Source organism: Streptomyces californicus (assembly GCF_000717645.1).
GTDB lineage: Bacteria > Actinomycetota > Actinomycetes > Streptomycetales > Streptomycetaceae > Streptomyces > Streptomyces californicus.
Genome location: NZ_JNZZ01000004.1, coordinates 335,662 through 354,324, shown reverse-complemented (window position 1 = coordinate 354,324; position 18,663 = coordinate 335,662). Strand labels below are relative to the sequence as shown.

The following is an 18,663-nucleotide window of genomic DNA, read 5'->3' as shown; positions in this document are numbered from 1 at the left end:
GCCCAGGGCCCCCGAGCCCCGGGCCCATGGAGCCCCACGCCCCGCCCCGACGCGGCGGTCCTACCCCAGCGCGTCCGGCAGCGGCGCCGCGTGCAGCACCGTCAGCCCCGACACCGCACGGGTCAGCGCCACGTACAGCCGTCGCAGCCCGGTCCGCTCGTCCGGTTCGCTGTCGACCACGGCCGCCGGCTCGTCCAGCACCACGTAGTCGTACTCCAGCCCCTTGGCCAGCGACGCCGGCACCAGCGTCAGCCGGGACTCGGCAGTCGTCTCCTCGCCCGGCGACAGATACGCGTGCCCCGCCGCCGCCAGCGCCGCGCCCAGCACCGGAATCCGGGCGTCGGCGGCGATCAGCCCGATCGACCCCTCGTGCCGCAGCGACTCCTCGCAGGCGGCGACCACGGCCGCGTCCAGCCCGTCCGCGCCGCCCGGCGCCTCCCGTACGACCAGCGAACCGGGCGACTCACGCACCGACTCCACCGCCGCGAGCCCCGGCGAGATCGCGGGCAGCAGCCGGGAGGCGTACGCGATGACCTCGCGCGGCACGCGGAAGCCGGCCGTCAGTTCCTCGACCACCGCGTCCCCCTTGTCCAGGTGGAACAGCGCCTCGCCCCAGCTCTCCGTGGACCACGGCGTCGTCCCCTGCGCCAGGTCGCCGAGGACGGTGGCGGAACCGGTCGAACACCGCCGCCCCACCGCCCGGTACTGCATGGGCGACAGGTCCTGCGCCTCGTCGAGGACGACATGGCCGAGCGAGTGCGTACGGGCGACCAGGTCGTTCGCCTCGTCGATCAGCACCGCGTCCGCCGCCGACCACTTCGCCGACTTCACGCTGCGGGCCGGCTTCGCCCACAGGAGCCGCTTCTGCTCCTCCTCGCTCAGCAGCCCGTCCGCGTGCGCGGCCAGGAACTCCGCGTCGGACAGCAGCCGCAGCACCAGCTTGGCCGGGTCCACGGCGGGCCAGATCGCCTTCACGGCCGCCTTCACCGCCGGGTTCCGCGCCACCGCGTTCTGCACCCGGTCGTCGGGGGCCTCCCCGGCCTCCTCCATCCGTACGAGGACGGCGTGCGCGATCCGCTGCGGCAGCGCCTCGTGCGCGGCCCCGTACCGCATGTCCCGGGCCAGCAGCTCGTCGACCATCTCCTGGACCTCGTACGCGGGCACCCGCCAGCGCCGGGAGCCGCGCACCACGACGACGGGTTCGACGGGGGCGGTCACATGGGAGCGGATCGCCCGCCGCAGCACCTCGGCCATCCGGGCGTCGCCCTTGACGACGGCGGTGGCGGCCTCGTCCTCGCCCCGGACCTCGACGCCGGTGCGCACCAGGTCGTCGACGGTGGCCTGCTTGACCTCCAACTCCCCGAGGGCGGGCAGCACCTGTTCGATGTAGTGGAGGAAGGAACGGTTCGGCCCGATGACCAGGGTGCCGGTGCGGGCGAGCCGCTCGCGGTGCGCGTACAGCAGGTACGCCACCCGGTGCAGGCCCACGGCGGTCTTCCCGGTGCCGGGCCCGCCCTGCACGCAGACCGTGCCGCCGAGTCCGCTGCGGACGATCTCGTCCTGCTCGGGCTGGATGGTGGCGACGATGTCGCGCATCGGGCCGACGCGGGGCCGTTCGATCTCCGCCTGGAGGAGGCGGCTGGTCTGCTCGGCCTCGGCGGGGTCGGTGAGGTGCTCGTCCTCGTACGCGGTCAGCTCGCCGCCGGTGTAGCCGAAGCGGCGGCGCAGCCCCACGTCCTGGGGGCTGGTGCGGGACGCCTGGTAGTACGGCTGGGAGACCGGCGCGCGCCAGTCGATGACCATGGGGTCGCCGGCGGCGTCGTGGACGTGCCGGCGGCCGATGTAGAACCGCTCGCCGTCCGCCCCCTCGGCCAGGTCGCCGCCGACGGCGTGCAGGTAGTCGAGGCGGCCGAAGAACAGCGGGGTGTGCGAGAGATCGGCGAGCGCCTTGATGCGGTCGTCGATCTGGGCCTGGAGCACGGCGGCGTTGACCCAGTTCGCGGTGACGTCGCGGATGTCGAGGGCCTGGACGTCCTCGCGCATCCCGCGCAGCGCGGCGCGCGACGCGGTGAGATGGGCGCGTTCGCGCTCCAGCGGGTCGTGGGGATCGGGTGGGGAATCGCTTGTCGCTACGTGCGCGGGCACGGTGCTGCCTCCGGCTCTTCAACGCAGGACGGCGGGCCGCGCGCTGAGGCCGGCCGAGGCCGGTGCGGCGGTCCGCTCGAAAGGTGGATGTGCGGGGGTGTCGGCCGGTTTCCGTCCGGCCGGCGGCGCTCCCCCGGCTGCCGGCGGTGAAAGGCCGGTACCACGGTTCGGGAGGCGGGCAGACCGGCGATTGTAGTCACAGGGCGGGGGCCGGTCGAAACGGAATACGGCTCTCCCGGCCGGTGACCGGGCCCGAGCGGTACGCGGACCGGCGTGCGGGCCGGGGTGCGCCCGGAGGACGAGGGGTCAGGGGCACCCGTAGGGGATGCGTGCGGGCCGTGCGGTACCGGAGGGCTACGCGCCGCGCCCCGGCCTTCCGTCTGCGGACCGACCCGGGCGACGCACGGATTCCGTCTGCGGGCCGACGCGCCCGAACGGGTGACGGGAGCACCATGGAGACATGAGCACAGCCACCCTGAACCCCCGTACGACCGGCCCCGCGCACGGCGCGACCGCGGCGACCGGTGACCACCGACCCCACCGCGTCGGGGACGCGCTCCGCGCCGTGAAGGTGTTCGTGACGACGGCGTTCGGCGTCGTCGTCCTGGGCGAGTACGCGGAGGAGGCGGGCGTCACCGGCCGAGGCCGACGCCACGACCTCCCGTAGCCCGGCCACCGGCCGACCCTCCCGTCAGGCCCGGCCACCGGCCCAGGTCGCCGAAGCCCGGCCTGCCGCAAGCCCGTTCTCCCGGAGCCCTGGCTTCCGTACGTCCCGCCCCTCAGCCCGCGTCGATGAGTACCGCGCCCCGTACGCGGACCTCGCCCCTGAGCAGGGACATCGCGTCCAGCGACGCGTCCGCCACCGGTAGCAGATGGGCGTCGACCCAGGTCTCGCCCGCCGCCGTGTTGAACCACGGATCCTCCACCACGACCGCGCCGGGCACCGCCCCGTGGCACAGCACCCAGTGCGGGACGTCGAACCCCTGCATGGTCGCCAGCGAGACCAGCAGCAGCACATGGCGGCACCGGCCCGGCCCCGCGACCGCCTCCCGCGCCTCGGCCGCCTCGCGCGCCTTGGCCACCGCCCGCGCCCCGGTCTCCCGCGCCTCGGCCGCCTCCCGCCCCGCGAAAGCCTCCCGCGCCTCGGCCGCCTCCCGCCCCGCGAAAGCCTCCCGCGCCTCGGCCGTCCCGCTCCCCGTGACCGCCTCCCGCAGCTTCGCCAGGGACAGCCGCCGCCCGTGCACCGGGACCCCGAGCCGGTCCGCGTCCGCGCGTGACGCCCGCTGGAGGACGGCCCGCCACTCCCGTTCGTCGCCGTCCAGATGGTCCAGCAGCACCGGTTCCTCCGTGTCGAGGAACACCTCCACGGACGACGACGGCCACCGCCGGCGGACCGCGACCCCGAGCCCCACGGGCTCGCAGGCGGGGAAGTTGGTCGCGTCCCGCCAGAGCGTCAGCTCCGCCTCGCGGTCGAGTGACTCCGGGCGGACCACGCCCGCCCGCACCTGGGCGAGGAGCGCGGTGACGGCCCCGCAGCTGAAGTGGGTGCTCTGCCGGTAGTACGCCGGTTCGGCGACGCCCTCCCCGGCCGTCCACCGCACATACCCGGTGCGGGGCCCGGCCGGTTCGTCCGTCCCGCCGGGGAGCGGGGGCCGCAGCGGGGCGAACCCGGCGGCTGCCGCGTCCTCACCGCTCACCGTCCAGCCCTCCCACACGACCTGGACGAGCCCTTGCTCCTCCGCGTACGCGACGACCGCGCGGGCCGCCGCCGGTACGTCCCCGACGGCGTCGACGATCTTCGCGTAGGCGGTGCCGGGCCGCGCGGTCACCAGGGCGGCCGCCGCCCAGCCGCCGTCCCCGGGGACGGTCACGAGGCGGGGCGCGTGCGGGGTCCGGTCGACCGCGCCCCAGCGCTCCAGCACCTCGGGACGGGCGATCCGGCGCAGCTCCTCCGGCCAGGCGGACGGCCCGGCTCCGGGCGCGTACGGGACGACGGCGTACGGGACGGCGTACGGCACAGGGTGCGGCATCGTCACCGGGACCTCCTCAGCAGCCAGACGAAGTACGGGGCGCCGACCAGGGCGACCATCAGCCCCGCCGGCACCTGGGCGGGCGCGACGACCGTGCGGCCCAGGGTGTCGGCCACGCAGACCAGCACCGCGCCGAGCAGCATCGACACCGGGATCGCGCGGGCGTGCCGGGCCCCGACGAGGGACCGGGCCAGATGCGGGGCGACCAGTCCGACGAAGCCGACGACGCCGATCGCGATGACGCCGAGCGCCGCGAGCACCGCCCCGATCGTGAGGGCGGCGAACCGGGTGCGCGCCGGGCTGACGCCCAGGATGCGCGGGGTGTCCTCGTCCACGGCCAGCAGATCGAGGCGCCGGTGCAGGGCGAGCAGCAGCGGCAGGGCGAGCAGCAGCCCCACCGCGACCGGGACGACGTCGGGGAACGCGCGCCCGTACGTCGTCCCCGAGAGCCAGGTGAAGATCTGCGGCGTGTTCCACGGGTCGGCGCGCAGCAGCAGGAAGGTGGAGACGGAGGTGAGGCCGTAGCCGCAGCCGATGCCGATCAGCACGAACCGGTCGGGCAGGAAACCGCCGCGCCACGCCAGCAGGGCGATCAGCGCGAACGTGGCCAGGCCGGTCGCGACGGCGGCGGCGACGATCACCGGCTGTCCGCCCGGAATGCCCGCGGTCACCACGACCACCGCGCCGAGTCCCGCGCCCGCGGTGATGCCGAGCACGCCGGGTTCGGCCAGCGGGTTGCGCACCGCGCTCTGCACCGAGCAGCCCGCCAGCCCGAGGGCCGCGCCCGCGAGGACGGCCGCCGCGACCCGGGGCATCCGATCGTCGAGCGCGCGCCCGATCAGGTCCGGCGCGGTGCCCTGGAACCAGAGCACCAGGTCCCCGGTGCGCAGCCAGAGGCTCCCCGCGAGGACCCCGACGAGCACGGCCCCGGCCAGCAGCACCACCGCGCCGACCACCACGAGCAGGAACGACCGGTGCGACCGGCTCGCGGCCCGGCCCTGCGGGGGTTGGCGGACCGGTCCGGAGTCGCGCAGGCGGAGCGCCAGCGCCACGATCACGGCGGCCCCGAGCAGCGTGGTCGGCACGCCCGTGGGCACCGAGGCGGCCCCCTCCGCGCCGAGCAGCGCCCGCAGCGACGCGTCGGCGAGCAGGACGAGCAGCGCGCCGAGCAGTCCGGCGCCGGGGACGAGCAGCGCGTGTCGGTGCAGAGCCCGGACGCGTACGGAGATCAGCCGGGCCAGCACCGGGGCGCCGAGCCCGACGAAGGCGATGGGGCCCGCCAGGGTCACCGCCGTGCTGGTCAGCAGGACGGCGCAGACGACCGCCGTCACCCGGGTCGCGCGGATCGGCACGCCCAGGGAGGACGCGGTGTCCTCGCCGAGGCCCAGCACGTCCAGCTTCCGGGAGAGCGCGAGGGCGGCGCAGAGCACGACGGCGATCAGCGGGATCGCGCGCGTCGAGGCGTCGATGTTGAGCTGGGCGAGCGAGCCGCTGCCCCAGGCGTACAGGCCGGTGGTGTTCTTGTCGAACAGGATGAGCAGCATCGCGGTCGCCGCGTCCAGGGCCATCGCCATGGCCGAACCGGCCAGCACGAGCCGGGTCCCGGAGGTGCCCGCCATCCGGCCGGTGAGCGCGAGTACGAGGCCCGCCGCGAGCAGCCCGCCCGCGAAGGCGACCGCGCCGGACGCCCACAGCGGCACGGTGAGCCCGAAGGCGGCGACGCACGTCAGCGTGAAGTAGGACCCGGCGGTGACCGCGAGGGTGTCGGGGGAGGCGAGCGCGTTCCGGGTGACGGACTGGAGCAGTGCCCCGGCCGCGCCGAGGGCGAAGCCGACCGCCACACCGGCGAGCAGCCGGGGCAGTCGCGAACCGGCCACGATGTCCCCGACCGGCACCCCGTCGACGTTCTCCCGCGCCCCGCCGGCGTACCGGATCAGGTCCCACACGCCCGCGCCGGAGGTCCCCTGCGTCAGGTGCCAGAGGCCGACCACGACGATCGCGGCGGCGAGGAGGACGAGGACGGCGGCCCCGGTGAAGCGGCCGCCCCCGGCCCCGGCGACCTGGTCGGTCGCCGGGGCCGGGGGCGCGGCGGGGGCGGAACCCCGGTCGGGGCCCGCCGCTCCGCCGCTCTGTCGAGCCTCTGTCGTCGGAGTGCTCACTTCTGGGTGATGGCGTCGACGTACGCGTCGATCGCCTGCTCGCACGAGCGCGGTCCTCCGGCGCCCCAGACGCCGGAGGGGAAGCTGTGCGCGCGCCCTTCCTTCACGGCCGGGAGCGACTTCCAGACCGGGTTCTTCTCCAGCGCCTTGACGTAGCCGCCGGCGCCCTCGTCGTTGGCGTAGAAGAGGTTGGCCTTGCCCACCCCGGCCAGCCCCTCGACGTCGGTCTGCGCGAGGCCGTAGGCCGGGTCGACGCCGCCGTCGCCGTACGCCTTGTTGATCTCGTCGGTCCAGGCGGACTTCATGCCCAGCTCCTCGCCGATCGCGGTGAAGAGGGCGCCCTTGCCGTAGGGGCGGACGGTGAGGTTGCCGCCCTGGAGCCAGCCGTCGAAGAACAGGAAGTCCTGCGTGGGCAGCTTGGCGTCGGCCACCTTCTTCTTGGCGGCCGCCAGGTGCGCGTCGAACTCCCCGACCACCTGCTCGGCCCGCTCGGTGCGGCCGGTGGCCTCGCCGATCAGGTTGAAGACGTCGCGCACGTTGCCGATGGGGTCCTTGGGGTCGGCGCCCTTGGTGGCGATTACGGGGATGCCGCGCTTCTCCAGGGCCGCCAGCTTCTTGTCCTTGGCGTCGAACGCCTCCACGACGACGAGGTCGGGGTCGGCGGCGGCGAGGGCGTCGAGGTCGGGCTCCTCGCGGGTCCCGATGTCCTTCACGCCCTCGGGCAGCTTCTCCGCGCTGACCCAGGTGCGGTAGCCCTTGGCGTCGGAGACCGCGACGGGCGTGACGCAGAGGGTGAGGGCGTCCTCGACCTGCTGCCACTCCAGGACGGCGATGCGCTTCGCGGGCTTGTCCAGCTTCACCTCGCGGCCGAGGCTGTCGGTGAGCGTCACCGGCTTCGTGGACGTCGCCGTGGTGTCGGCGGCGCAGTCCTTCGACGCGGGCGACGCCGAAGCCGACGCCTTGGAGCCGCTCGCGGAGGAGACGTCGGTGGTGCCGCAGGCCGTGGCGGCGAGGGCGAGGGCGAGCCCGGTGGCGGCTGACGCCGTCAGTCGGCGGACGCGGGTCATGAGGGGTCCTCTCGGAGCGTGCTGGTGGTGTCGGTGGAAGAAGCGGCCGGGGCGGAACGCCGCCCGAGGGGGTCGATGCGGACCCGGCCCGTACGGGGGTCGAGCCCGGCCTCGACGCGGATGTCGTAGACCTCGTGGATGTGGCGCGCGGTGAGGACGTCGGCGGGCGGGCCGGCGGCGTGGACCCGGCCGGCGCGCATGAGGACGACCGTGTCCGCGACGCGGGCGGCGTGGTCGAGGTCGTGGAGGACGACCCCCACCGCGATGCCGTGGTCCTCGACGAGGTCGCGTATCAGGTCGAGCGTCTCGATCTGGTAGCGCAGGTCGAGGTGGTTCGTCGGCTCGTCCAGCAGCACGACGCCGGTGTTCTGGGCCAGGCAGGCGGCGAGCCAGACGCGTTGCATCTCGCCGCCGGACAGCTCCCCGGCGGGCCGCTCGGCCATCTCCCGTACGCCGGTGGCGTCCATGGCGTGCGCGATCGCCGCGCGGTCGTCGGCGGAGAGCCCGGCGAAGCGGCGCCGGTACGGGTGGCGGCCGAACGCCACGACCTCCGCCACCGTCAGGCCCTGCGGGGCGGCCCGCGACTGGGAGAACAGCGTGACCTCCCGCGCGAACTCCCGCCCGCTGAGCAGCGACGCGACACGTTCGGGCCCGCCGTCCCGGCCGCCGATGACCACCTCGCCGTCGTCCACCTCGTGCAACCGGGCCAGCGACCGCAGCAGGGTGGACTTGCCGCTGCCGTTCGGGCCCACCAGCGCGGTCGCGCGACCGGGCTCCAGGGAGAGCGAGACACCGTGCACGACCGTCGTCTTTCCGTACCGCAGCACCAGCCGGCGCCCGCTCAGGGAAGCGGCGTCGGCGGGCTCGGCCGCGGCGGGGGAGGGGCTGGTGAACATGGGAGGGTCCGGTCGTGTCGAGGGAGGGGCTGACGAGGAGCGGGGCGGGGTGCCGGGGGCGCGGGACGCCCCGGTGGCGCACTACGGTGCGCCGCCCGGCCGGACGGCCGGCTCTCCGATGAGCTGAACCGGCCTGACGGCCGAGCTGAGGCAGCCCGACGACGCCCACCGGCGGCGGACATCAACTAAGGCTTACCTAAGTCCTTGGAAGGTTATATTCCGCCCGACATGTCGGCAATCAGGAGTTGGCGACAGCCGATACGGCGTTCCGGACACCGGAAAGGCCGGGACCTCAGGCCGCGGCGGCGTCCACGGCCGGGGACGAGGGACCGAACCCCTCGGGCCGCGCCGTTCCCGTACGGGAGAACGCCCCCGGGTCCGCCGCGCCGATCCCCTCCGGGCCGCCCGCGCTCGTCCGGGCGAACGCCCCCGGGTCCGCCGCGCCGATCCCCTCCGGGCCGCCCGCGCTCGTCCGGGCGAACGCCCCCGGCGTCGCCCCCATGACCCGCCGGAACGCGGCGATGAACGTGCTGGTCTGCGCGTAGCCCAGCAGCAGCGCGACGGTCTGCACGTCGTGCCCCTCGGAGAGCAGCGTCAACGCCCGGTGGACGCGCAGCGCCTGCCGCCACTGGGCGAAGGAGAGGCCGGTGGTGTGACGGAACGCACGGCTGATGGTCCGGTCGCTGGTGCCGAGCGCCCGCGCCCACTCCTCCAGCGACCTGGGGTCGGAGGGGTCCTCCAGCAGGGCCTCGGCGATCGCGTCGATCCGGGGGTCGCCGGGCATCCGGAGCGCGAGCTGGCGCTCGGAGGGCTCCAGGACGTCGAAGACGACGGACTCCGCGCGCGCCCGTGCCGCCGCGTCGAGATCGGTCCGGGCGAGATGGGTCAGCAGGGACTCCAGCAGCGGCGTCATCTCGATCGCCGTGGGCCCGTCGAACGCGACCGGCGTGCGCTCCGGAGCGAAGAAGACGTCATGGAACACGACGTCCGCCGTCAGCCGCCCGCCGTGTACCACCCCGGCGGGCATCCACAGCCCCTGCCCGTCGGAGACGGTGAAGACGCGGTCCGCGACCCGGGACATCAGGGTGCCGCCGCGCACCCAGACCAGCTCGTGCAGGGGGTGCGCGTGCGGCTCCCACTCGGTGGGGACGTCGGGGAGGTGCGCCTCGGAGATGATCACGAACGGGGCGTCGGCCCCCGGCGGGACGGCGGAGGCGCGGCAGGTCACGGTGCCGGGCTCGCGCGGCCAGCTCCCGAAGGCGGTGACGTCGGGGCCGGCGGGGTCGGCGATGACGGGGCCGGCGATGACGGGGCCGGCGATGACGGGGCCGGCGATGACGGGGTCGGCCGTGACGGGGTCGGCGACGGTGGAGCCCGTCCCGGCGGGTGTGTCCGCCCCCGCGCCGGGTGCGGCAGAGGCGCCGGGGGCGGCGTCGGCGGGGCGGAGGGACATGGAACCGACTGTAACCCGCGGCCCCACGCCCCTCCCCGCGCCATAGTCACGGCCGGCCACCGTCACGACCGCCCCGGCCTGCCGCTGTCACAGCCGACCCGGTCTCCTGCCGTCACGGCCGGCCCGGCCCGCCTCAGCTCTCCGCGAGCAGCTCGTCCGCGTCGACGATGCGGTACGCGTACCCCTGCTCGGCCAGGAACCGCTGGCGGTGCGCCGCGAAGTCCTGGTCGATGGTGTCGCGGGCGACGACCGAGTAGAACCGCGCCTCGTGCCCGTCGGCCTTCGGCCGCAGGACGCGGCCCAGCCGCTGCGCCTCCTCCTGGCGCGACCCGAAGGTGCCGCTGACCTGGATGGCGACGGTGGCCTCGGGCAGGTCGATGGAGAAGTTGGCGACCTTGGAGACGACGAGGACGCTGATCTCCCCGTTCCGGAACGCGTCGAAGAGCTTCTCGCGCTGGGCGTTGCTGGTCTCGCCCTTGATGACCGGAGCGTCCAGGTGCGCGCCCAGTTCGTCGAGCTGGTCGATGTACTGCCCGATGACGAGGGTCTGCTCGCCCCGGTGCTTGCGCACCAGCGCCTCGGTCACCTTCCGCTTGGTGGCGGTGGTGGCGCAGAACCGGTACTTCTCCTCCGTCTCGGCGGTGGCGTACGCGAGCCGCTCGGAGTCGGTGAGGTTGACCCGCACCTCGACGCAGTCGGCCGGCGCGATGTACCCCTGCGCCTCGATCTCCTTCCAGGGCGCGTCGAACCGCTTGGGCCCGATGAGCGAGAAGACGTCGGACTCCCGACCGTCCTCGCGTACGAGCGTCGCCGTGAGGCCGAGCCGCCGCCGGGCCTGGAGGTCGGCGGTGAACTTGAAGACGGGCGCGGGCAGCAGGTGGACCTCGTCGTACACGACCAGGCCCCAGTCGCGGGAGTCGAACAGCTCCAGGTGCGGGTAGACGCCCTTCCGCCGGGTGGTCAGCACCTGGTAGGTGGCGATGGTGACCGGCCGGATCTCCTTGCGGGTCCCGCTGTACTCACCGATCTCGTCCTCGGTCAGCGAGGTCCGCTTCACCAGTTCGTGCTTCCACTGCCGCGCGGAGACGGTGTTGGTGACGAGGATGAGCGTGGTGGCCTTGGCCTCGGCCATGGCACCGGCCCCGACGAGCGTCTTCCCGGCGCCGCAGGGCAGCACGACGACCCCGGACCCACCGTGCCAGAACCCCTCCACGGCCTGCTTCTGGTACGGCCGCAGCGACCAGCCGTCCTCGGCCAGCTCGATCGGATGGGCCTCGCCGTCCACGTAGCCGGCGAGGTCCTCGGCGGGCCACCCGAGCTTGAGCAGCGTCTGCTTGACCTGTCCGCGCTCGGAGGGGTGGACGGCCACGGTGTCCGGGTCGATCCGCGCGCCGACCAGCGGCTGGACCTTCTTCGACCGGAGGATCTCCTCCAGGACGGGCCGGTCGGTGGTGGTGAGGACGAGCCCGTGCACAGGGTGCTTGGAGAGGGTGAGCCGGCCGTACCGCGCCATCGTCTCGGCGATGTCGACCAGGAGCGCGTGCGGCACGGGGTAGCGGGAGTACTCGACCAGGGCGTCGACGACCTGCTCGGCGTCGTGCCCGGCGGCGCGGGCGTTCCACAGCCCGAGCGGGGTGACCCGGTACGTGTGGATGTGCTCGGGCGCACGCTCCAGCTCCGCGAACGGCGCGATGGCACGGCGGCAGGCTTCCGCCAGCTCGTGGTCGACTTCGAGGAGCAGCGTCTTGTCGCTCTGGACGATGAGGGGTCCGGTCACGCGCTTCGGCCCTTTCTGCGGGGTGCGGCCACGGCTGCGGCCAAACGTCCAGTGTGCCGCATCGGGGGCCGGGACGGGGTGGGCGAGCACACACCGCGCACCCCGGGGCGCGGACCCGGCGGCCCGCGCGCGACGCTCGCCCCGGCGCACGTCGACGGGCCCGGGGCGGGTGGGGAACTCACGTCCTAATACCGGCTGCTGCGGTGGTTCGGTGGCTGATACAAAGAGGTGGCGTGCCGGCAGGGGGTCGGTACGGGGGAGGACCCGCGTGTCTCAGCCGTTCGACCAGCAGCCGCCGCCGACGCCCCAGGGCCCGCCGCCGCAGCCGGGAGGGCAGCAGCCCCACGGCACCCCGCCGCCGATGCCGCCCGTACCCCCGCGGCCCGCCGGCCCCGGCTACGGATCACCGCAGCAGCAGGGACAGGGCCAGCAGGGCCGGCAAGGACACCAGGGACAGCAGCCGGTCGCCGGGAACCCGTACGCGCAGCCGGTCCAGGACACGCCGCCGCAGGGGTACGGATGCGGCGCCGCGCAGCCCGGCCCGCACGGAGGCCCGCAGTCCGGTCCGTACGGAGGCCCGCAGCCGGGCCCGTACGGCACCGCGCAGACCGCGCCCCACGGGGCCGGCCCCCAGGACCAGCCGCCCGGCGCGTACGCGAATCCCGGTCCGCACGGAAACCCCGGCCCGCCCGGGGCCCCCGGCCCGTACGCGAGCCCCGCCCCCGGGGGCTTCCCGCCGCCGCAGCCCGGTCCGCCCGCGCCCCGGAAGAAGACCGGGCTCGTCGTGGTCGCCGCCGTGCTGGCGCTCGCGGTCGTCGGCGGCGGGATCTGGTTCGCCGTAGGCCGGGGGAACGACGACGGGAGCGACACCGCGAAGCCGCCCGCGCCGGTGGCGGCTCCCAGCGAGAGCGGGCCCGGGGAGAGCCCGGAGCCGGCGGACCCCACGGCGGACCCGGAGGACGAGCCGGCCGCCTCGCCGCCCGCCCGCTCGGACAACCCGTTCGTGCCCCGGCCCACCGGCACCGGGCTCCAGGCGGTGTGGAAGCTGCCGGACTCCACGATGCTCGGGCTCGGCGACGAGTTCGCCGACCAGCCCGCCCGCATCAACGCGATCCTCAGCTTCCGCGGCGGCCTGGAGTGCAAGGGCCGCTGGCAGGAGGACGAGAGCGGCGGCTTCCTGGAGATGGCCCTGCTGTGCGAGGAGGACGGCGTCCGGGTCAAGAGCAAGGACCGGGTCGGCAATCTGCGGCAGAACGGCGACAAGCTGACCGTCACGTGGAAGAAGGGGGCCACGGGCACGGACACGTTCGAGCGGTTCGGGGACATGGACCCGTCCTGACCCTCACGTGCGCGCACAGCGCCTGACGCCGCGCCCAGCCCTCACACACCGCGCCGCTGCGGCCCGAACCGCACCGGTACGCCCGGGGAGTAGAGCACGCTCACGGGCTCCCCGGCCGGTGCGGGCAGCCCGCCCGCCGCGACCAGGTCCTCGTCCCACTCCAGCAACTCCGCCCGGTGGAGCGGCCATTGAGGGTGGGCGTTGGGCAGGTAGGCGGTCCGGCCGAAGAAGGACGAGCTGTGCAGCGCCCAACGGGCCGTCAGGAAATGTTCCAGCGCCGTGGGTTCGACGATCGGCTCGCCCGGACGCAGAGCGATGCGGCTGTACGCGCCGCGCGGCCCCGGCCACCGCCGGCTGCTCGTGTACGTGAGGGTGTCGCCGGAACGCTCGACGCTCATCCGGGACCACACGTACGGCAACCGGAACCCGAGCCGTGCCACGAGGACCGGGATGAGCCGCGAGGCGTCGAGCGACCGGAACACGACCCCGCGCCGGCCGCGCTCGTCCACGGAGTACAGCCGCACGTTGGTCTCGGGGAAGGTGCCGAGGTACGGAATCCCCGGAAGCCCCAGCACCCCCACCCGGTGCATGCGGAACGCCACCAGCCCCACGTACGTCGTCGCCCCGCCGAACAGGTCCGGCACGGTCCCCGCAGGCAGCAGCGGTGCCACGTCCGCCGGGTCGGTCTCCCAGTGGAGGAAGGCCAGATCCAGCCAGGACTGCGTCAGCAGCGGAGGCATCGGCGCGGCGGGCGGCCGCGGCGAAACGGACTCGGGCTCGGGACTCCGGCGGGTGAAGGCCATGCCCGCAGCATCGCAGACGGCCCCCCGCCGCCTCCGTGGAGAGGCGGTGGAGAGGCGACGGCGACCCGGCGGCCGCTACTCGGCGTCGCCCGACCGCGCGGTGCGCCTGGCCCGCCGGACGCCGAACACGGCGAGGCCGAGGACGGCCACCGCGGTGACGGCCATCGCGATCTGCTCACCGGCTGACAGGGTTGCGATCATCTTCATCTCCTCGGCGGTGCGGCAGCATTGACACGGCGAACATGTCACCCGCGACGGCCAGCGCCAAGAGAGAACGTGATTCTCAGAGCTTCCCTTGAGCGTGGGGACCCGTCCGCCCGCCCCGGGCCCAGCGCCGCCCTCGTCAAGCCATTCGGGTGATCCACACGGATGGGGGACGACCTATGCAATGTCGTTAGGGGGTCGCTATCGTCAAGGTATGACGATAGCGACCCCCTAACGACATTGTCTGATGCTGGGAGGCTGGCATGCTGCTGCGGTTCCAGGTCACGAACCACGCGTCGCTCCTCGATGAGCAGGAGCTGTCCCTCGTGGCGACCGACAGGCATCCGGGCCGAGCGGAGTCGCAGATCCCGGGGGGATCCGAGGCAGCCGTTCCCGTTGTCGCCGTGTACGGGACCAACGCCTCCGGAAAGTCGAACGTCATCGACTCCATCGGCTGGATGAGGTCTGCGGTCCTCAGCTCGTTCCGCCGATGGGACCCCAGCGGTGGGGTCCCACGGCGTCCTTTCGCCCTCGGCGGCGGTGCGGCGGACCGGCCCAGCTCCTTCGCGGTCGACTTCGTCGTCGGCGGAGTCCATCATCAGTTCGGCTTCTCGGCCGACGACGAGAGGGTCACCGAGGAGTGGCTGTACTACTACCCGGAGGGGCGGCAGCGCCGTCTGTACGAGCGAGGAGCGGATGACACGGTCACCTTCGGAAGGTGGCTCACCGGTCGGCGCAAGCTGATCGCCGAACTGCTCCGCCCCAACAGCCTCTACCTGTCCGTGGCCGCCGCGCAGGGGCACGACCAGCTCGGCGAGGTCTTCCGCTGGTTCCGGACCGGCCTGCGGATGGCCACCGACCACGATTTCGCCCGGCGACTCGACCACACGGTGCAGCTCTGCCTGGAGGGCGGAGGCGGCGAGGGCGGGCGGCCGGTGCTGGATCTGCTGCGCTTCGCCGACCTGGGCGTCTCCGGACTGAAGGTCCAGGACCGGGACGAGAGCACCCGCGAGGACCACCGGCGGATCACGCAGGCTCTCCGGGAGGCACTGGGAAACAAGGTGCGCGTTCAGGAGGACTCCACGCATCGGGTCAGAGTGGAGCACCGGACCGCGGACGGGGTGTTCCCACTCGACCTCGCGTACGAGTCGAGCGGTACCCGCACGTGGATCGGTCTCATCGGCCCCGTCGTCACGACCTTGGCCGAGGGCGGGGTGCTGTGCGTGGACGAACTCGACGCCCGGCTCCATCCGTATCTGGTCGATGCGCTGGTCGGCATGTTCCAGTCGGCCGAGACCAATACGACGGGCGCACAGTTGATCTTCAGCACGCATGAGGCGGCGCTGCTGGGGAGGAACGCCCGCACCGAACTGTTCCGGGACCAGATCTGGTTCACGGAGAAGGATGCTCGGACTCTGGCCACGCGGCTGTTCCCGCTGACCGAGTTCGCGGTGCGTCAGTCCGGCGACAACCTGGAGACGCGCTACCTGGGCGGGCGCTACGGAGCGGTCCCGCATCTGGACGACGACCTGCTGCGGGATGTCACCGCGGCGTTCCGGCACGGGGGTGGGCGTGAAGCGGGGAAAGTCGCTGAAGCGGACGAAGGGCGCGCGACCGGAGCAGCGTAGATTTCTCATCTACTGCGAAGGCGAGCGCACCGAGGACCTCTACTTCAAAGGGCTGCGCGCGGACTTGCGGAGCCTTCCCGTGGCCATCTGCCTGGGAGGCGAGCACGGGGAGCCCCAGTCCTTGATCAGGGCGGCGATCGAGCACCAGCGGCGTGCTCCGACGTCACCCCGGGACCGCCGGACCGCGTACGACGAGGTCTGGTGTGTGATCGACGTCGAAGCGCCCACGCCGCACCGGGGGCTGGACGAGGCGTTGGGCCTTGCCCGGAAGCACGGCGTGAGCGTCGCGCTCACCAATCCGTGCTTCGAGCTGTGGCTGATGCTCCATTTCACCGACGTCACGCGGTACAGCACCTCCGCCTCGGCGCAGAAGGACCTGGAGAAGCTCGGGATCTGCGGCTACACCGCGGCCCGGAAGCACGTGGAGTACGACGCCGTGCGTGCGGGTTACGACGAGGCCAGGAAGCGGGCGCAGGCGCTGCGGCAGGGGGCGGCGGAGGGGCACCGGCGGAATCCCTGGACCGATGTGGATGTGCTGATCGAGTCCTTGAGAGAGGCCAGGCGGGCCTGAGAGGGAAGACGCGGCGGACGTGCGCTCGACATGTCCGGCCGCGCTCCCCTCGGGCCCGGATCCCTAAGCCTCCTCCGCCAGTTCCGCCACGCCCGTGATCCGGTGCAGCGGGTAGGTGCGGATCTCGTCGGCCGTGTGGTCGTACGCCGTGACGAAGCCGCCCTCCACGCGGACCGGGGCGATCACGCGTTGGCTGGCCGCGCCCTCCGCGTTGACGTAGCCGATCCAGACCGTCGAGCCCGTCATCGCGGCCGCCTGGACCGTGGCCAGGGTCTCGGCGGGGGTGGTGCGGGGGAGGGCGCCGGAGGGGCCGGGCGACGACGGGGAGTCCGGGGTCTCCTTGCGGGCCACCGTGGCCGCCGTGTCGCCCGCGCGGATGGCCCGGACCGCCGCGCCGAGCAGGGTGTCGTCCGGGACCGGGGGGCCTTCGGGGACCGGGACGGGAGGGGTGCGGGGCGGGGTGCGGCGGGCGCCGGCGCGGGTGATCAGGACGTCGCCGTCGGCGGATTCGGCGGCCGGGGCGTACCCCATGTCGCGCAGCGCTTCGAGCAGCGGGCCGGGGTCGGCCTGGGAGGCCAGGACCGTGGGCGCGAGGCGGCGCAGCCGCAGGCCGGTGGAGCGGCGGTCGGCCAGGATCTCGTTGAGGACCGCCTCGTCGTCGCAGCGCACGTACGCGGAGGCCGCCCCGATCCGCAGGTGGCCGTGGCGGCGGGCCACGTCGTCGATCAGGTAGCTCAGCGGCTGCGGCACCGGCGTACGGCTGTGCGCGGCGAGGAACGCGTGCAGGTCGGTCGCCGCCCGCCCGGCGTCCAGGGCGCGGCGCACCGAGCCGGGCGTGAAGCGGTACACCGTCGCCCCGCCCTTCGACTCGACGTCGGCCAGGACCGAGAGCATGTCGGCCAGCGGGCGTTCCAGCGGGCCCGGCGCGACCGCCGTCAGGTCGGCCTGGAGCAGGACGTGGTCCAGGGGTTCGGGGAGGAGGGGTGCCAAAAAGGCCGCCGCCGCCTTCTCGCCCTCCTCCAGCAGGGCGCGGGCCTGCGCGGACAGGGCGCCCCGGCCCGTGATGCCCAGCAGCTCCGCCTCGTTGAGCGTCCACAGGGCGAGGCGCGAGCGCAGGTCCGTCCCCTCCGCGCCCCCTCCCGACGTGGTGCCTCCCGGTGACGGGGCGGCGGGCGCCGCCGGGGCCGGGCCGCCGCGCAACGGGCGTTCCCAGCGCAGCCGTCGCAGCAGCGTCTCCGGGTCCGGCGCGGTGCCCGGCGGCAGGCCGGCGAAGAGGGCCAGCACCCGGCGGCGTACGTCGGGGGCGGCCGAGCGGTCCAGCTCCGGGCCGAGCGCGGACAGCGCCCGCCCCTTGGCGTCCTGGCCGCCGACCAGCCCCGGTGTCCGGGTGGCGGCGAGCCAGGCCGTGGCCAGGTGCGTCCAGCGGTCCGCGGCGGGCAGATCGAGCCACTCGTCGGACGCGGGCGTCGGCGCGTACCGCTCGTCGGTCTCCCCGTCGGACGCCAGCAGCCCCGCACCGTAGGCCAGTTCGACCCAGAAGGCGGCGATCGGCTCCGGCACGTCCAGCGCGGTCGCGGTGCGCTTCAGCTCCCGTACGCTCAGGCCGCCCGCGCGCAGGATCGTGGGGCCGCCGCCGTTCCAGAGCTTCAGCAGCTCCTCGACCGTGGCCAGCGCCGTGAACGCCTGGCCCGCCGCCGCCCTGTCCACAGCCTGTGGATCGCGTTCGGCGACCGCCGCGAGGGCCGGGGGCACCGGCTCCGGTACGCGGTGGGCGCGCCCGGCCCGCAGGTGGAGGGCCGCCTCGCGCGGCAGCACCACCGTCCGCGTCGACACCGGCAGCAGCAGGCCCCGGTCGCGCAGCCACTTCACGGGCGGGGTCGGGTTCGGGGTGACCTCTCCGTACGGCGGCCCCCACACCAGCCGGTCCAGCACCGACAGCGCCTCCACCGGGGCGCTGTCCAGCAGTTCCGCCATCCGCGTCCGGTCGGTGAAGAGGGCGGAGAGCGAGGCCACCGCCGAGACCGGGTCGTGCGTGGCGGGCAGCCCGGTCGCCGTCAGGATCTCCTGGAGCCGGCCCGGCGACATGCCCGCCGTCGCCTCCGCCACCGTGGGGCCGAGGCCGGTGGGGGAGGGGTGCTGCGGGGACGGGGCGAGCAGTTCGCGGGCGGTGCGCACCAGCCGCAGCCGGTCGTCCTCGCCCCAGACCAGGGCCTGTTCGCGCAGCGTCGCCAGCGCGCCCGGCAGCGCGGCGGTGATCGCCGCCCCCGCGTCGTCGTGCTGCTCGCCGTCGTCGAGCCCGTCGCCGGTGAGGAGGGACAGGAGCGTCTCGTACGGGGCCGGGTCCGGGGCCACCGCCAACGCCTCGGCGGTCTGCAGCGCGAACCGGTCCAGGTGCTCCAGCGCCCGCACCACCGAGGCCCGGGTCCCGGCCCGGGTGGCGAGCTGGGTGATGTCGTTCGGCACCGGGTTCAGCAGGTCGGGGCGGGCGCGCAGCAGCCCGGCCAACGAGTCGTCGCCCCGGGCGCGCAGGGCTTCGGCGAGCGTGCGCGGTGGTGTGGTCGTCCCCATCCGTCCCACGGTAGCCGCTGGAA

At 74.4% G+C, this 18,663-nt stretch carries 14 protein-coding genes and 1 pseudogene; 4 read left to right on the top strand and 11 right to left on the bottom strand.

What is annotated here, in order from left to right; all coding sequences use genetic code 11:
- Positions 1-60 precede the first annotated feature (60 nt).
- Positions 61-2,145, bottom strand: a complete 2,085-nt coding sequence (locus IF19_RS0108255; protein ID WP_030120747.1) for a HelD family protein — start codon at positions 2,143-2,145, stop codon at positions 61-63.
- Between the two features lie 460 nt (positions 2,146-2,605).
- On the opposite strand from IF19_RS0108255, the gene IF19_RS0108250 reads away from it, so the two are divergent.
- Positions 2,606-2,812, top strand: a complete 207-nt coding sequence (locus IF19_RS0108250; RefSeq protein ID WP_030115810.1) for a hypothetical protein — start codon at positions 2,606-2,608, stop codon at positions 2,810-2,812.
- 112 nt (positions 2,813-2,924) lie between these two features.
- Here IF19_RS0108250 and IF19_RS01000000134595 read toward each other — a convergent pair whose 3' ends face one another.
- The 7 genes and pseudogenes from IF19_RS01000000134595 to IF19_RS1000000137940 all read right to left on the bottom strand — a co-directional run bounded on the left by IF19_RS01000000134595 (position 2,925) and on the right by IF19_RS1000000137940 (position 12,200).
- Positions 2,925-4,175, bottom strand: coding sequence for a peptidase C39 family protein (locus IF19_RS01000000134595; protein ID WP_030276259.1), 1,251 nt, complete (start codon positions 4,173-4,175; stop codon positions 2,925-2,927).
- Between the two features lie 2 nt (positions 4,176-4,177).
- On the bottom strand, positions 4,178-6,334 hold the full coding sequence (locus IF19_RS0108240; RefSeq protein WP_050493724.1) for an iron ABC transporter permease: 2,157 nt from the start codon (positions 6,332-6,334) through the stop codon (positions 4,178-4,180).
- Positions 6,331-7,401, bottom strand: a complete 1,071-nt coding sequence (locus tag IF19_RS0108235) for an ABC transporter substrate-binding protein (protein WP_030115806.1) — start codon at positions 7,399-7,401, stop codon at positions 6,331-6,333. The genes IF19_RS0108240 and IF19_RS0108235 overlap by 4 nt, the downstream gene beginning before the upstream one ends.
- Positions 7,398-8,297 carry an ABC transporter ATP-binding protein gene (locus tag IF19_RS0108230; RefSeq protein ID WP_050493723.1) on the bottom strand — a complete coding sequence of 300 codons (900 nt, stop codon included), beginning with the start codon at positions 8,295-8,297 and terminating at the stop codon, positions 7,398-7,400. The genes IF19_RS0108235 and IF19_RS0108230 overlap by 4 nt, the downstream gene beginning before the upstream one ends.
- A gap of 454 nt (positions 8,298-8,751) precedes the next feature.
- Positions 8,752-9,525, bottom strand: a pseudogene (locus IF19_RS0108225) (helix-turn-helix transcriptional regulator); the annotation flags it as partial.
- Between the two features lie 358 nt (positions 9,526-9,883).
- Positions 9,884-11,527 (bottom strand): DNA repair helicase XPB, encoded by a 1,644-nt coding sequence (locus IF19_RS0108220; RefSeq protein ID WP_030115803.1) that lies wholly within the window; start codon positions 11,525-11,527, stop codon positions 9,884-9,886.
- A gap of 403 nt (positions 11,528-11,930) precedes the next feature.
- Positions 11,931-12,200: a hypothetical protein gene (locus IF19_RS1000000137940; protein WP_063751479.1), complete on the bottom strand. Its 270-nt coding sequence runs from the start codon at positions 12,198-12,200 to the stop codon at positions 11,931-11,933.
- Positions 12,201-12,311: 111 nt separating this feature from the next.
- On the opposite strand from IF19_RS1000000137940, the gene IF19_RS1000000137935 reads away from it, so the two are divergent.
- Positions 12,312-12,866 carry a hypothetical protein gene (locus IF19_RS1000000137935; RefSeq protein WP_063751478.1) on the top strand — a complete coding sequence of 185 codons (555 nt, stop codon included), beginning with the start codon at positions 12,312-12,314 and terminating at the stop codon, positions 12,864-12,866.
- A 41-nt stretch (positions 12,867-12,907) separates the two neighbouring features.
- Here IF19_RS1000000137935 and IF19_RS0108210 read toward each other — a convergent pair whose 3' ends face one another.
- Both IF19_RS0108210 and IF19_RS1000000138660 read right to left on the bottom strand, forming a co-directional pair.
- Entirely contained in the window at positions 12,908-13,669 is a 762-nt protein-coding gene (locus IF19_RS0108210; RefSeq protein WP_030115801.1) for a YqjF family protein, read from the bottom strand.
- 75 nt (positions 13,670-13,744) lie between these two features.
- Entirely contained in the window at positions 13,745-13,870 is a 126-nt protein-coding gene (locus tag IF19_RS1000000138660) for a hypothetical protein (protein ID WP_257789898.1), read from the bottom strand.
- A 266-nt stretch (positions 13,871-14,136) separates the two neighbouring features.
- Here IF19_RS1000000138660 and IF19_RS0108200 point away from each other — a divergent pair, with 266 nt between their 5' ends.
- A complete protein-coding gene (locus IF19_RS0108200; protein ID WP_030115800.1) occupies positions 14,137-15,501 on the top strand; it encodes an AAA family ATPase in 1,365 nt (454 codons plus the stop codon).
- Positions 15,446-16,072 carry an RloB family protein gene (locus IF19_RS0108195; RefSeq protein ID WP_030115799.1) on the top strand — a complete coding sequence of 209 codons (627 nt, stop codon included), beginning with the start codon at positions 15,446-15,448 and terminating at the stop codon, positions 16,070-16,072. Before IF19_RS0108200 ends, IF19_RS0108195 begins: the two co-directional genes overlap by 56 nt.
- A 63-nt stretch (positions 16,073-16,135) precedes the next feature.
- Here IF19_RS0108195 and IF19_RS0108190 read toward each other — a convergent pair whose 3' ends face one another.
- Positions 16,136-18,640 carry a helicase C-terminal domain-containing protein gene (locus IF19_RS0108190; RefSeq protein ID WP_030115798.1) on the bottom strand — a complete coding sequence of 835 codons (2,505 nt, stop codon included), beginning with the start codon at positions 18,638-18,640 and terminating at the stop codon, positions 16,136-16,138.
- Between the last annotated feature and the right edge of the window lie 23 nt (positions 18,641-18,663).

Coding starts and splice junctions, on each gene's coding strand:
- IF19_RS0108190 (WP_030115798.1), bottom strand. CDS start 18,640: ATGGGGACGACCACACCACCGCGCACGCTCGCCGAAGCCCTGCGCGCC.
- IF19_RS0108210 (WP_030115801.1), bottom strand. CDS start 13,669: ATGGCCTTCACCCGCCGGAGTCCCGAGCCCGAGTCCGTTTCGCCGCGG.
- IF19_RS01000000134595 (WP_030276259.1), bottom strand. CDS start 4,175: ATGCCGCACCCTGTGCCGTACGCCGTCCCGTACGCCGTCGTCCCGTAC.
- IF19_RS0108250 (WP_030115810.1), top strand. CDS start 2,606: ATGAGCACAGCCACCCTGAACCCCCGTACGACCGGCCCCGCGCACGGC.
- IF19_RS0108235 (WP_030115806.1), bottom strand. CDS start 7,401: ATGACCCGCGTCCGCCGACTGACGGCGTCAGCCGCCACCGGGCTCGCC.
- IF19_RS0108230 (WP_050493723.1), bottom strand. CDS start 8,297: ATGTTCACCAGCCCCTCCCCCGCCGCGGCCGAGCCCGCCGACGCCGCT.
- IF19_RS1000000138660 (WP_257789898.1), bottom strand. CDS start 13,870: ATGATCGCAACCCTGTCAGCCGGTGAGCAGATCGCGATGGCCGTCACC.
- IF19_RS0108200 (WP_030115800.1), top strand. CDS start 14,137: ATGCTGCTGCGGTTCCAGGTCACGAACCACGCGTCGCTCCTCGATGAG.